The following is a 502-nucleotide window of genomic DNA, read 5'->3' on the forward strand; positions in this document are numbered from 1 at the left end:
ACATCGAGCGGCGCCAGCGCCTGTTCCGAGAACAGCTCCAGTGTGATCCGTTCGAGCCCGGTCACATGGCGTCCGAGATGGGTATGATCGACATAGATGGTCATGCAAACTCCTGATCCCGGGGGACGGCGCGGACATGCGGGGCCGCCATCGGCGGTCGCTGATGGACATGGCGGGGTGTCGCCACGGCCGGCGCGCGTTCGCGCGGCAACAGCAGCGCGATAAGTAGAACGAGCTGCGCGAGCTGGATGTTCTTCGACGAGAAGCTCACCGAACTTGCCGCAATCATCAGGATCAGCAGCAAGATGGCGAAGGCTGAGCGGTCCGACCGGCGCAGTAGTTCGATGAAGAAGCAGGTCAGGCCGAGCGTGATCAGGATGGTGTGGACCAGGCCGAATTGCACGATGCAGGACACCCAGAAATTCTCGATGCCATAATTCAAACCGAGCTGCGACTGCAGCGCGTTCACGCGAACCGGATTGGGTCCGAGGATCAGTTCGCT

Annotated in this window: 1 protein-coding gene; it reads right to left on the bottom strand. The window is 61.4% G+C overall.

From position 1 onward, the window contains the following. Nucleotides 1–100: 100 nt before the first annotated feature. Nucleotides 101–502, bottom strand: a 402-nt coding sequence (locus AC1DU6_RS36040) for a hypothetical protein (RefSeq protein ID WP_477863488.1), incomplete at its 5' end; no start/stop codon positions are given.

This window comes from Roseateles sp. P5_B10 (assembly GCF_056400485.1).